Here is a 13,858-nt window from a genome sequence, read left to right on the forward strand (position 1 = left end):
AATAGAATCTAAATTTTTATTTATTGACAAAGATTTAGGCGATCGCACTCCATGAATTAGTCACCGAGATACTTATGCAGTTTTCAAAGATGTCTATTAATAAATTAAGTGCGAGATGCTATTTTTAACACCTCGCAATCCGTGCTTAAAGTAATAGAGTGCTAATTAGAATTAAACAACCACAATATTGTTTTCGGTTAGTGATAATCCAGCAGATAATTGGGCAAATTTTACCTGAGTAAATGCAGAGGCACTACCATCTTGGTCAAAGAACAGTCCACCTGTAACATTATCATAGATGAATCTTTCAGTAGCAGTGGTTGCAGATGTGCCGATGCTAAACTGATTTGCAAAGACTAAAGGTGTTGCTAACTCACCACCAAAACCAGCAGCCGATACCTGAATCAAATCATTAGTGGCGTTGAAGTCATAAAGATTATCAACGCCCCCATTGTAACTCTTGAAAGCAAAGGTATCAGTACCATCCGCTCCAATTAGGATGTCATTACCGTTGCCACCAGTGATGATATCATTACCAAAACCACCATCAAGAGTGTTATTACCTAATGCGCCATAAGCACTAAGAGTATCGTTGCCATCGCCCCCTAAGAGCAAATTAGTGCCTGTTGAATAATCAACAATCAAGTTATCAGCACCAGCGCCACCGTTGAGGGTGTTATTTCCTGATGATCTGCGATAAACTCCTTTGCCAGAATCGCCCTGTTCGTCGTACTCATAGCCAGAGGCACTAAGAATATCATTACCATCGTCTCCAGAGAGCAGGTTATGGCCTGATGAATAGTCAACGTTCAAGTTATCGTCACCAGCACCACCGTTAAAAGTATTCTTGCCAGTGCAAGTATAACACCTTCCTCCGTAGCCGTAGCCGTAGCTAGAGCCTGTGAGAGTATCATTGCCATCGCCACCATTGAGCAGATTAGCGCCTCGTGAATAGTTAACATTCAAGTAATCGTCACCAGCGCCACCATTGAGGGTATTTTGACCAGAGGTGTTATCAAACCTGTAGCCCTCGAAGTTAGAGGCACTAAGAGTATCATTGCCATCGCCACCAGAGAGCAGGTTATTGCCTGTTGAAATGTTAGCACTCAAAGAATCGTTACCAAGACCACCGTTGAGGGTGTTATTACCATCGGCAAGATTGACGTTAAGATAATCATTGTCATCGCCACCATCCAAAAAGTTATCGCCTGTTGAATAGAAAGCACTCAAACTATCATTACCAACACCACCGATGAGGGTGTTATTACCAGATACTTCTGGGTCATAGTAGCTACCAGAAACGCTAAGATAATCATTGCCATTCCCACCATCCAGTAGGTTATTGCCTGCTGAACTGTCAGCACTCAAGCTATCATTACCAGCGCCACCGTTGAGGGTGTTATTACCAGACACCACATCGTAGTCACCTAAGGCCCTGAGAGTATCATTGTCATCGCCACCATCTAAAAGGTTATTGCCTGTTGAAGAATTAACATCTAAGTAATCGCTGCCAGTACCACCAACGAGGGTGTTATTCCCTGCACCACCAATGAGGGTATCATTACTGTTGGTTCCAATGATATTTGTCATAATTTTTACCTTATTTAATCAATTTTTAGAGTAACTTTAGTTCTAAGTGTTGTTTTAGCGCACAACTAACTAGCCGAGAATTGAAACTTTCGGCAAGTTTTTTTATGTAACTGTTGAGGAACAGTAATTATTATCGAAAATTTATCCTATTAACAAGCTTGCAAATAGCACTTATCTAAGTATTAAAGTTTCACACACTGTCCAAGTTCATGATTGTGTATATCATCAAATAAGTCGTTTCAGGCTTTTTATAATCATCTTGATTGATCTCAATCACTGAAAAAAGTCGGCAAATTAAGCTTAAATGCCTGAAACTTATATTTCATACTCTGATTGTGGACTATTGCCCGTGGGTGTCTAATTTAAAGTAGAAAACATTTAAATAACACTCTAATAACCATCTGTAATAACCATATATGAATATTTACCGAGATGTCCATAGTTAAAATACATCTTTGTATACTCTTCATATTACTTACTGACAATGTATATGTAAGCACTTGCGTTTGCGTATGTCTAACATTTTTCTAGTCAGAATTTATTTCCACAAAGCAATAGACAAAAAGTGCTTTGTGCCAAGGCTTTCAAGGGATAAAACTTGTTAGATGCTTGAAATAAGCATAAAAAAATATAGAATTAATCGCAGCGATCGCTTAGGTTAGGCTACGTTTACCCAGTGAGTAAGATAAAGAAACTATGTGGTAATGTACTTTTTAAGTAATAATAAGTATGAGTACATAAGTGTAACAATGGAGACATAGCCCAAATTAACTAGTAATATCATGTCCGGCAAAAGACTTATCATTAAGACCGCAGGGGGGTTCTTGCTGGGAGCAAGGGGAAAGAGGTTTTTCTGATTTTTGCACAGATGCGGTAATCATAAGTGGTTCAGACTTGATATAAAACTGATAAATGATCTTTTTTGGAGAATTGGTACTAAGCACCTGGCATTCTCAAGATTTTTCGCTTACTAATGGAGCGCTAATGCCAATTAAATAACCACAAAATTGTTCTCGCTTAGTGGTAATCCAGCAGATAGTTGGGCAAATTGTACCTGAGTAAACCCAGACGCACTGCCATCTTGGTCAAAGTACAATGCACCTGTAACATTGTTATAAATGAATCGTTGAGCATTAGTGATTGCAGATGTGCCGATGGTAAACTGATTTGGCTTAAGTGAAGGTGTTGCTAAGTTGCCACCAAAACCAGTAGCCGATACCTGAATCAACTCATTAGTCGCGTTGAAGTCATAAAGATTATCAATGCTCCCATTATAACTATTGAAAGCAAAGGTATCAGTACCGTTACCGCCAGTGAGGCTATCATTGTAACCACCTGTGAGGGTATCATTGCCATTACCACCGTTGAGAGTGTTGCGATAAGAGGCGTCAGAGACGAAAAGATAATCATCGCCATTACCACCGTTGAGAGTGTAGCTACCAGAAGCGCCAGAGACGTTAAGAGAATCATTGCCATCACCCCCATTAAGGAAGCTAGAACCAGTAAACCCATCAATAATTAAGTAATCATCACCAGCGCCACCGTTGAGCGTGCTATTACCTGACGCTTCTAAGGCACTTAGAGAATCATTGCCATCGCCACCAAACAGAAGGTTATCACCTGTTGAATTGTCAATATTTAATGTATCGTTACCAGCGCCACCGTTGAGGGTGTTATTGCCTGATGTGAAGATATTGCTATTGTTGTATTTGTTGTACTGAAAATCAGAGCCGGAGAGATAATCATTGCCATCGTCACCAGAGAGGAGGTTATTGCCTGATGAATAGTTAACATTCAATGTATCGTCACCAGTACCACCATTAAGGGTATTATTGCCTGATGTGACACGATACAAAATGTTAAAACCGTAGTAGTAACCGTCGTCTTCGTAGTAGCCAGAAGCGGAGAGAGAATCATTACCATCGCCACCATTAAGGAGGTTATTGCCTGATGAATAGTTAATATTCAACGTATCCTCACCAGCGCCACCGTTGAGGGTATTCTTGCCAGAAGCGGCTAGGAATCCTCCACCGTAATACTCAAAGGAGCCAGAGCCGGAGAGAGAATCATTGCCATCGACACCATTGAGTAGGTTATCCCCTTGTGAAGAGTCGATATTTAAGGTATCGTTACCAGCAGCACCGTTGAGGGTGTTATTGCCTAAACGAGGAATGCTTGCTCTGATAGCATCTTCCTTGCCAGAGGCAGTAAGATAATCATTACCATTGCCACCATTAAGTAGGTTATTCCCTGTTGAAGCGTTAACATTCAAGGTATCACTACCAATGCCTCCATCGAGTAAATTATTCCCTGTTGAATAGTTAGCATTCAGGTAATCATCACTAGCACCGCCATTAAGAGTATTATTGCCTGAAGCACCTAAGATGTCTTGATACTGCAAGCCAGAGACAGTAAGAGTATCATTGCCATCGCCACCATTGAGTAGGTTATTGCCTGTTGAAGAGTCAACACTCAAGTTATCGTCACCAGCGCCACCGTTGAGGGTATTATTGCCAGAGCTGCCAATGGTAAAGCTGTTGTTGTCGCTAGAGGCATAAAGAGAATCATTGCCATCGCCACCACTGAGAAGGTTATCGCCTGTTGAATACTTAACACTCAAGTTATCGTTACCAGCGCCACCGTTGAGAGTGTTATTGCCAGAAACATAATAATAGCCATAATTATAATCACTGTTGACTTTCTGTAATCCAGCCGCAAAGAGAAAATCATTGCCATCGCCACCAAACAGAAGGTTATCGCCTTCTAAATAGTTAAGATTCAAGTTCTCGTCATCAGTATCAGGAGTATCAGCAAAGATGCTATTACTGCTCGTACCAGCAATGAGAGTATCATCGCCTGCACTACCGATGAGAGTATCATTCCCCATGCCACCTCTCAAAAAGTCGTTGCCACTCTTGCCATCAATGATGTCATTACCTGCCTGACCATTTATGACATCATCTGAGTTGTCAAAGCCGCTAACATTATTGTCGAGGTCGTTAAGGAAGGTGACTGTGTTCTTATTGAAGATGGTGCTTTGGGTGGAGTTGGCATTGAAGACATCAAAGCTGTCACTAACAGTAGTTTGCCCATCAAACAGGATATTGCCCAAGTCTACAGTGGCTCCTGTAGATTTGCTCAAGTTATCCAGATTTTCTAGGGCAAAGTTTTGCAGGATCACCTTGGTAGAATTTATGCCATTAAAGGTGATTTCCAAATTGCTACCATTCTGGATGAGCAGCATATTTTCGGCAGTGAAGCCTGCACCTTGAAATTTTAGGGTGTCCACTTCGGCAGTAACTGCTGCTGTTGGGTTTGTTCCTTTTCCTACTCCACCGAAATCGGTGATAGTATCTATGCCGAGGTTGAGGTTTGAGTATATGTCATCGCCGAAGTCGTAAACAAATCTATCTTTGCCACCACCACCTATCAGGGTGTCATTGCCTTGTTTAGCGGTGATGTTATCGTTGCCTGCAAGACCCTTAATTGTGTCTGCGCTGTTAGTGCCCAGTAGGGTATCATTCCCGTTGGTTCCAATGATATTTGCCATAATTTTTACCTAGCTAAATCGATTTTTTCAGTTGAGTAGCAATCATTCATACACATACTGAAAGTAAAACAGTAAACAGTTACTCGTTGAAAGCAGTCGGAATTTAACCCCGACTGAAACACGCCATTTATATTATTCATAGGAGACTCTGACTCCCAGATTGCTATTTTTAACACCTCGCAATCCCTGCCTAAAGTAATGGAACGCTAATTACATAGGACTTACGCACAGGTAACGGAAAACGTAGACGCATTAGCAAAGTGGTAGCGACAAAGGAGCGTCAGCGGCTTGCCGCAGGCTACCACAGAGAAGGCAGTGCGTTGGGCGGCTCTGCCGACTTGTACCCCTACGGGGAAGCAAGCTACGCTCTTAGCGTTCCCGCAGGGTAGCATCTGGCGCGGCGCAGAGGTCACGGAGGAATGAAAGTTTTAGAGGATTTTTGCGTAAGTCCTATCACAATTAAACAACTACAAAATTGTTTTCGGTTAGTGATAATCCAGCAGATAGTTGGGTAAATTTTACCTGAGTAAATGCAGATGCACTGCCGTCTTGATCAAAGTACAATGCACCTGTAACATTGTTATAGATAAATCGTTGAGCATTAGTAATTGCAGATGTACCGATGGTAAACTGATTTGGCTTAAGTGAAGGTGTTGCTAAGTTGCCACCAAAACCAGCAGCCGATACCTGAATCAACTCATTAGTGGCGTTGAAGTCATAAAGATTATCAATGCCCTCATTGTAACTCTTGAAAGCAAAGGTATCAGTACCATCCCCTCCAATTAGGATGTCATTACCGTTGCCACCTGTGATGATATCATTACCAGAACCACCATTAAGAGTGTTATTACCTAATGCGCCATAAGCACTAAGAGTATCGTTACCATCGCCCCCTAAAAGCAAATTAGTGCCTGTTGAATAATCAACAATTAAGTTATCAGCACCAGCGCCACCGTTGAGGGTATTATTTCCTAATGTTCTGTAATAGACTCCTTTGCCTGACTCGCCCTGTTTGTCATACTTATAGCCAGAGGCACTAAGAGTATCATTGCCATCATCTCCAGACAGCAGATTATTGCCTGATGAATAGTCAATATTTAATGTATCGTCACCAGCACCACCGTTGAGGGTATTATTCCCAGAAGCTGCGAAGAATTTGTGCACCTCCGAGGGGCCAGAATTGGTGAAGGATTCGTAATCCTCAAAGGAACCAGAACCGGAGAGAGAATCATTGCCATCGTCACCATTGAGAAGGTTATTACCTGCTGAATAGTTAACATTTAATGTATCGTCACCAGCGCCACCATTAAGGGTATTATTGCCAGAAGCGGCGAAGAATTCGTAATAACTGAAGGAAACATTAAAAGGAGAGCCAGAACCGGAGAGAGAATCATTGCCATCGTCACCATTGAGTAGGTTATTACCTTTTGAAAAGTTAATATCAAACGTATCATTACCAGCTCCACCGTTGAGGGTGTTATCGCCTGAAGAGAAATCAATGCCGACTCTGGGATTCGCACCAGAGGCATTGAAATAATCATTGCCATCGTCACCATTAAGTAGGTTGTCGCCTTGTGAAGCGGAAACATCAAAGGTATCATTACCAATGCCACCATCCAGTAAGTTATTGCCTGTTGAATAATCAGCAGTCAAGGAATCATTACCAGCACCACCGTTAAGGGTGTTATTGCCTGAACCACCAAGATTGCCACCAAGATAGTACTGGAAGCCAGACGCTAAGAGAGAATCATTGCCATCGCCTCCATTGAGCAGGTTATCGCCTGTTGAAGAGTTAACACTCAAGTTATCGTCACCAGCGCCACCGTTGAGGGTATTATTGCCAAGGACGCTAATGCTTGAGCTGTCGTAGCCGCTAGAGGCATAGAGAGAATCATTGCCATCGCCACCATCGAGCAGGTTATCGCCTGTTGAATAGTTAATATTTAACGTATCGTTACCAGCGCCACCGTTGAGAGTATTATTGCCAGAAACATAATCATAAACATGACTAATACTGTATAATTCGCTGTCGCCAGAAGCAAAGAGAAAATCATTGCCATCGCCACCAGAGAGAAGATTATTATCGCCTTCAAAATACTTATAGTCATAGTCAGCATTCAATTTATTGTTATGAATACTATTAATACTAAGGATCTTATTCCCCGCACCAGCAAAGAGTGTATCATTTCCCGCACCACCAATGAGAGTATCGTTCCCCGCGCCACCCCGCAGTAGGTCGTTGCCACTTTTGCCATCAATGAAGTCATCACCCCCCTGACCATTTATGACATCATCTGAGTTGTCAAAGCCGCTAACATTATTGTCGAGGTCGTTAAGGAAGGTGACTGTGTTCTTATTGAAGATGGTGCTTTGGGTGGAGTTGGCATTGAAGACATCAAAGCTGTCACTAACAGTAGTTTGCCCATCAAAAAGGATATTGCCTAAGTCTACAGTGGCTCCTGTAGATTTGCTCAGGTTATCCAGGTTTTCTAGGGCAAAGTTTTGCAGGACGACCTTGGTATCATAAAAGTCGTCTTCAAAGGTGATTTCCAGATTGCTACGATTCTGGGTAAGCAGCAGATTTTGAGGAGTGAAGGGAGTACCTTGAAATTTTAGGGTGTCCACTTCGGCAGAAACTGCTGCTGTTGGGTTTGTTCCTTTACCTACGCCACCGAAATCGGTAATGGTATCAATGTTATGGGAGTAGTGGAAGTCGTAGATGCCACCAGGTAGAAGAGTGTCGTTGCCCTTGTTCCCTGTGATGCTATCGTTGCCTGCAAGACCCTTAATTGTATCTGCGCTGTTAGTGCCCAGTAGGGTATCATTCCCGTCGGTTCCAATAATATCTGCCATAATTCCTAACTTCCTAAATCGATTTTTTCAGTAACTAAATACAAAATTCTTTTCGGTTAGTGATAATCCAGCAGATAGTTGGGCAAATTGTACCTGAGTAAATGCAGAGTTACTGCCATCTTGGTCAAAGTACAATGCACCTGTAACATTGTCATAGATAAATCTTTGATCGATCGTGGTTGCAGATGTTCCGATGGTAAATTGAGTAGCTGATAATGAATATCCGTAATCAGAACTATTAGAATCAAAATTATAGGCTATTTGAATCAGGTCATTAGTGGGGTTGAAATCATAAAGTCTATCAATGCCCTCATTGTAACTATTGAAAGCAAACCTATCAGCACCATCCCCTCCATACAGGGTATCATTACCCTTGCCACCTGCGAGCAGGTCATTGCCCTTACCACCTGTGAGCATATCATTACCATCACCACCGTTGAGGGTGTCACGATCAGAGGTGTTAGAGGCACTAAGAAAATCATTGCCATCGCCACCATCGAGAAGGTTTTTACCTGATGAATAGTCAATATTCAATGTATCGTCACCAGCGCCACCGTTAAGAGTGTTATTCCCTGATGTGACAATATTGCTCTTGTTGTATTTGTTGTACTGGAAGCCAGACGCTAAGAGATAATCATTGCCATCGTCACCATTGAGGAGGTTATTGCCTAATGAGTAGTCAATATTTAATGTATCGTTACCAGTACCACCGTTGAGGGTGTTATTCCCTGATGTGAAAATATTGCCCAAAACTTCAGGGTGGCTCAAGTAGTCGTCTAAGTTAAAGCTGGAGAGAGAATCATTACCATCGCCTCCACTTAAAAGGTTATTACCTGTTGATAAGTAAACACTTAAGGTATCGTTACCAGTACCTCCATTGAGAGTATTATTCCCTGATGTGAAAATAGTGCCCAAAACTCCAGATTGCCTCAAGTCGTCGTACTCGTCTAACAAGTCGTCGTACTCGTCTAAGTTAAAGCTGGAGAGAGAATCATTACCATCGCCTCCATTTAGAAAGTTATTACCTGTTGATAAGTAAATATTTAAGGTATCGTTACCAGCACCTCCATTGAGGGTATTATTGCCAGAAGCGGCAAAGAATCCTTCGTAATAATCGTAAGAGCCAGAGGCGAATAAATAATCATTGCCATCGCCACCATCGAGCAGGTTCTGGCTTTTTGAACCGTCAGCATTCAAGGTATCATTACCAGATCCACCGTTGAGAGTGTTATCGCCTAAAGAGCTAACAATGCCGTATCTAGTAATATTAACAGAGGCATTGAGATAATCATTGCCATTGCCACCATTAAGTAGGTTATCGCCTTGTGAAGCGGTAATATTCAAGGTATCATTACCAACGCCACCATCGAGTAAGTTATTGCCTGTTGAATAGTCAGCAGTCAAGTAATCATTACCAGCACCACCGTTAAGAGTGTTATTGCCAGAAGCACCAATGACATTATAGTACTGGAAGCCAGAGTCGGAGAGAGAATCATTGCCATCGCCTCCATTGAGCAGGTTATTGCCTGTTGAAGAGTCAACACTCAAGTTATCGTCACCAGCGCCACCGTTGAGGGTATTATTGCCAAGGACGCCAATGGTAAAGCTATCGTAGCCGCTAGAGGCATAAAGAGAATCATTGCCATCGCCACCATCGAGCAGGTTTTTACCTGATGAATAGCTAATATTTAACGTATCGTCACCAGAACCACCATTAAGAGTGTTATTACCTAATGCGCCATAAGCACTAAGAGTATCGTTACCATCGCCCCCTAAAAGCAAATTAGTGCCTGTTGAATAATCAACAATTAAGTTATCAGCACCAGCGCCACCGTTGAGGGTATTATTTCCTAATGTTCTGTAATAGACTCCTTTGCCTGACTCGCCCTGTTTGTCATACTTATAGCCAGAGGCACTAAGAGTATCATTGCCATCATCTCCAGACAGCAGATTATTGCCTGATGAATAGTCAATATTTAATGTATCGTCACCAGCACCACCGTTGAGGGTATTATTCCCAGAAGCTGCGAAGAATTTGTGCACCTCCGAGGGGCCAGAATTGGTGAAGGATTCGTAATCCTCAAAGGAACCAGAACCGGAGAGAGAATCATTGCCATCGTCACCATTGAGAAGGTTATTACCTGCTGAATAGTTAACATTTAATGTATCGTCACCAGCGCCACCATTAAGGGTATTATTGCCAGAAGCAGCGACGAATCCTACGTAAACATTATAATAAGAGCCAGAACCGGAGAGAGAATCATTGCCATTGCCACCATTGAGGAGGTTATTACCTGGTGAAGAGTTAACATTCAATGTATCGTCACCAGCGCCACCATTGAGGGTATTCTTGCCAGAAGCGCCGAAGAATCCTCCGTAGAATTCAAAGGAGCCAGAACCGGAAAGAGAATCATTGCCATCGCCACCATTGAGAAGGTTATTGCCTTCTGAATAGTCAATATTAAATATATCGTTACCAGCACCACCGTTGAGGGTGTTATCGCCTGAAGAGCGAACAATATCGTATCTAGTACCATAGCCAGAGGCGGATAGATAATCATTGCCATCGCCACCATCGAGCAGATTATCATCTTGTGAAGCGTCAATATTCAAGGTGTCATTACCAACGCCTCCATCGAGTAAGTTATTGCCTGTTGAATTGTCAGCAGTCAAGTAATCATTACCAGTACCACCGTTGAGGGTGTTATTGCCAGAGACACCAATAGAATAGCCATAGCTATTCAGGTAGCCAGAGGCTGTAAGAGTATCATTACCATCGCCACCATTGAGCAGGTTATCGCCTGTTGAATAGTTAATATTCAAGTTATCCGCACCAGCGCCACCGTTGAGGGTATTATTGCCGGAACTGCGAATGCCGGAACCGTCCTTGAAAGATTTGTATTCGTCGCTAGAGGCACTAAGAAAATCATTGCCATCGCCACCATTGAGCAGGTTATCGCCTGTTGAATAGTTAATATTTAATGTATCGTCACCAGTACCACCGTCAAGGGTATCATTGCCCGCGCCACCCCGCAGTAAATCGTTGCCACTTTTGCCATCAATGATGTCATCACCCCCCTGACCATTTATGACATCATCTGAGTTGTCAAAGCCGCTAACATTATTGTCGAGGTCGTTAAGGAAGGTGACTGTGTTCTTATTGAAGATGGTGCTTTGGGTGGAGTTGGCATTGAAGACATCAAAGCTGTCACTAACAGTAGTTTGCCCATCAAAAAGGATATTGCCTAAGTCTACAGTGGCTCCTGTAGATTTGCTCAGGTTATCCAGGTTTTCTAGGGCAAAGTTTTGCAGGACGACCTTGGTATCATAAAAGTCGTCTTCAAAGGTGATTTCCAGATTGCTACGATTCTGGGTAAGCAGCAGATTTTGAGGAGTGAAGGGAGTACCTTGAAATTTTAGGGTGTCCACTTCGGCAGAAACTGCTGCTGTTGGGTTTGTTCCTTTACCTACGCCACCAAAATCGGTGATGGTATCAGTGTTACTTGAGTATCGGTAGTCGTAAACAAATTTATCTGTATCTTTGCTGCCACCAGGTAGAAGAGTGTCGTTGCCCTTGTTCCCTGTGATGCTATCGTTGCCTGCAAGACCCTTAATTGTGTCTGCGCTATTAGTGCCCAGTAGGGTATCATTCCTGTCGGTTCCAATAATATCTGCCATAATTTCTACCTAATTAAATCGATTTTTTCAATAACTTCAGTTCTCAACCTTGAGTTTAGTCTTGTTTTTGGGCATAAAATTTCACCGAAATTTGACCTTTTCGGCATACTTTACACGCCACCCTTGAAGAAACAGTAATATTTCTTGAAGATTCACTTTATGAAAAGTCTTGTACATAGTCAGTTATTCTCCGCAGGTGTCTAGATTGAAAACAGAGAACATCTGAATAGAAATAGGTAGCCTCAAAATAATTACATAGTCAGTCAATATTTTACTTAAATGTTTATACTTAAATAAACGTCTTTGCACACTCTTTACATTATTTGCCAATAAATGTATATACAAATACTGAACTTTGTCTCTTCTTCATATTGTTTTAGTTTCTAGGCAATAATTTTCAGAAAGCAGTAGGCAAATGTTTAAATGAGTGTTACAAAATACATATTTAAATGGTACGATCGCTGCGATTATTCTTAGCCTATGCCTAGCAATATCTTATATCTGTGCAAAAATCGTTATAGGTTACTAAAATTACAAACGCAGAGATGATTCGATTTAGCCAAGAACACTTGCAAGTTATCCGCACCCATGCAGAAAGCACCTATCCAGATGAGTGCTGTGGTATGATTTTGGGCTATCAGGCTAATGGGGATAAAATTGTGGTAGAAGTCATACCAACAGAAAATGCCTGGAATACAGAAGCGGCGGCTGAGTTTGCAGGGGAATACACAGCAGATAGTAAAAGACGGCAATACACGATCGCACCCGAAGTTATGTTAAAAACACAAAGGGAAGCACGCAATAAATCGCTCAACATTATTGGCATTTTTCATTCCCACCCAGATCATGTTGCTATCCCTTCAGAATGCGATCGCCTATACGCTTGGCAAGGATACTCGTATATAATAGTTTCTGTTCAAAACGGCAAAGCGGGAGAACTCCTAAGTTGGAGCCTTGATGATACTCATCATTTCCAAGCAGAGGCAATTGAAAATATGATTTAACAGCTTAATTTCAGGCGTTGGTGAATTGAAGTATGAAGTGAAATTCTCAGATCAGATAGATATCATATCATGTCCGCTTAATTGCTTATTAAACTCGAAGAACCCCACCCCGCCAAAGCTACGCTTTGTATCCCCTTCCGAAGAGCGCTACGGTGTACACACAAGTTTGAAATAGCTGATTAACCAAGGTTTTACCCCACCCTAACCCTCCCCTTATAAAGGGGAGGGAACTAGATTTGTTTTTCCCCCCTTTATAAGGGGGGATTAAGGGGGGTAGTTTGACTTATGTGTACACCGTAGCCCGAACGGAGAGGGGTTGGGGGTGGGGTGTAATGACTGTGGTTAGCATAACTAATTATGCGGACATGATATTAGTTGGAGAATTAAACTTTATTTTAAAATAGCGATCGCTATTTGATTAAAACATTTAAATACTAAAGTTTTTTACTTATGATGTAATCTAAGAACATCTAGTTTGATATTCTTAGATTAAATTTTATGCTGACTTTTTGCTTAAGTTGACACTAATAGGCAATGCCATCCTTTACGATATATCTATATATATCAGGGTTTTCGTGAATTGGTATTAACCCAAGCGTATTAAACTATAATGCAGTTTTAGTATTTTCACTAGATGCTTCTTTAGAAGTCGTCTTTAAACGTGTCGCTGTGCTTTTGCGGATGCGATCGCTTTTGCGAACACCACCCGCCATTTCATATTCACGGCTATCTTTGCCGTATTTAAAAGCCACTCCAATTAGCATTCTTTCTGTGAGGTCACTTAAAGTTTTCTCCAATTCGTCCATCTCAGTTCTAGAAGAGTTGATCACGGTTAAAGCAGTATTATAAGCGTCTATCTTGTTACGATACTGCTCAATTAATTGTGTCATGTTTTGCAAGTTGCGAGTATCCCCAAAATCTATACTAGGATCAATTGCTTTCAGTCCCGCCACTCTTAATTCAGCTTTTTCTAACACACGGTATGTACGTTTGTGACTAGGCATAAATATATCCCTTTCATTCTGCTTTAAAGCTAGTTTGCCTTACTAAAGCTGTGTTTTAGTTCAGTAGTATCCTCATAATTTAGTATTTAATATAGCGTGCATGTCAGTGTTTATCGCAGAACAGATGTTCTTGTTAATGAAAAAGATGTCTTTATTAACGAAAAAGATGTTCTTGTTAA

Annotated in this window: 6 protein-coding genes; 1 reads left to right on the forward strand and 5 read right to left on the reverse strand. The window is 41.6% G+C overall.

From position 1 onward, the window contains the following. Positions 1–171 precede the first annotated feature (171 nt). The 4 genes from RMY00_RS15880 to RMY00_RS15895 form a co-directional block, all read right to left on the reverse strand. Complete coding sequence (locus RMY00_RS15880; protein ID WP_322648450.1) at positions 172–1,590, reverse strand: calcium-binding protein; 1,419 nt, start codon at positions 1,588–1,590, stop codon at positions 172–174. 991 nt (positions 1,591–2,581) lie between these two features. Continuing rightward, the gene (locus RMY00_RS15885) at positions 2,582–5,140 is read right to left on the reverse strand and encodes a hypothetical protein (protein WP_322648451.1); all 2,559 of its coding nucleotides are present in this window, start codon (positions 5,138–5,140) and stop codon (positions 2,582–2,584) included. Between the two features lie 459 nt (positions 5,141–5,599). Further along, complete coding sequence (locus RMY00_RS15890) at positions 5,600–7,993, reverse strand: calcium-binding protein (protein ID WP_322648452.1); 2,394 nt, start codon at positions 7,991–7,993, stop codon at positions 5,600–5,602. Between the two features lie 27 nt (positions 7,994–8,020). Next, on the reverse strand, positions 8,021–11,671 hold the full coding sequence (locus RMY00_RS15895) for a calcium-binding protein (RefSeq protein WP_322648453.1): 3,651 nt from the start codon (positions 11,669–11,671) through the stop codon (positions 8,021–8,023). Between the two features lie 545 nt (positions 11,672–12,216). On the opposite strand from RMY00_RS15895, the gene RMY00_RS15900 reads away from it, so the two are divergent. Further along, positions 12,217–12,675 (forward strand): M67 family metallopeptidase, encoded by a 459-nt coding sequence (locus RMY00_RS15900; protein ID WP_322648454.1) that lies wholly within the window; start codon positions 12,217–12,219, stop codon positions 12,673–12,675. Positions 12,676–13,280: 605 nt separating this feature from the next. Here the strand turns inward: RMY00_RS15900 and RMY00_RS15905 are convergent. Further along, a complete protein-coding gene (locus RMY00_RS15905; RefSeq protein WP_322648455.1) occupies positions 13,281–13,679 on the reverse strand; it encodes a hypothetical protein in 399 nt (132 codons plus the stop codon). Between the last annotated feature and the right edge of the window lie 179 nt (positions 13,680–13,858).

The organism is Nostoc sp. ChiVER01, from assembly GCF_034531155.1.
Classification (GTDB): Bacteria; Cyanobacteriota; Cyanobacteriia; order Cyanobacteriales; family Nostocaceae; genus Nostoc.

Coding starts and splice junctions, on each gene's coding strand:
- RMY00_RS15885 (WP_322648451.1), bottom strand. CDS start 5,140: ATGGCAAATATCATTGGAACCAACGGGAATGATACCCTACTGGGCACT.
- RMY00_RS15890 (WP_322648452.1), bottom strand. CDS start 7,993: ATGGCAGATATTATTGGAACCGACGGGAATGATACCCTACTGGGCACT.
- RMY00_RS15905 (WP_322648455.1), bottom strand. CDS start 13,679: ATGCCTAGTCACAAACGTACATACCGTGTGTTAGAAAAAGCTGAATTA.
- RMY00_RS15900 (WP_322648454.1), top strand. CDS start 12,217: ATGATTCGATTTAGCCAAGAACACTTGCAAGTTATCCGCACCCATGCA.
- RMY00_RS15895 (WP_322648453.1), bottom strand. CDS start 11,671: ATGGCAGATATTATTGGAACCGACAGGAATGATACCCTACTGGGCACT.
- RMY00_RS15880 (WP_322648450.1), bottom strand. CDS start 1,590: ATGACAAATATCATTGGAACCAACAGTAATGATACCCTCATTGGTGGT.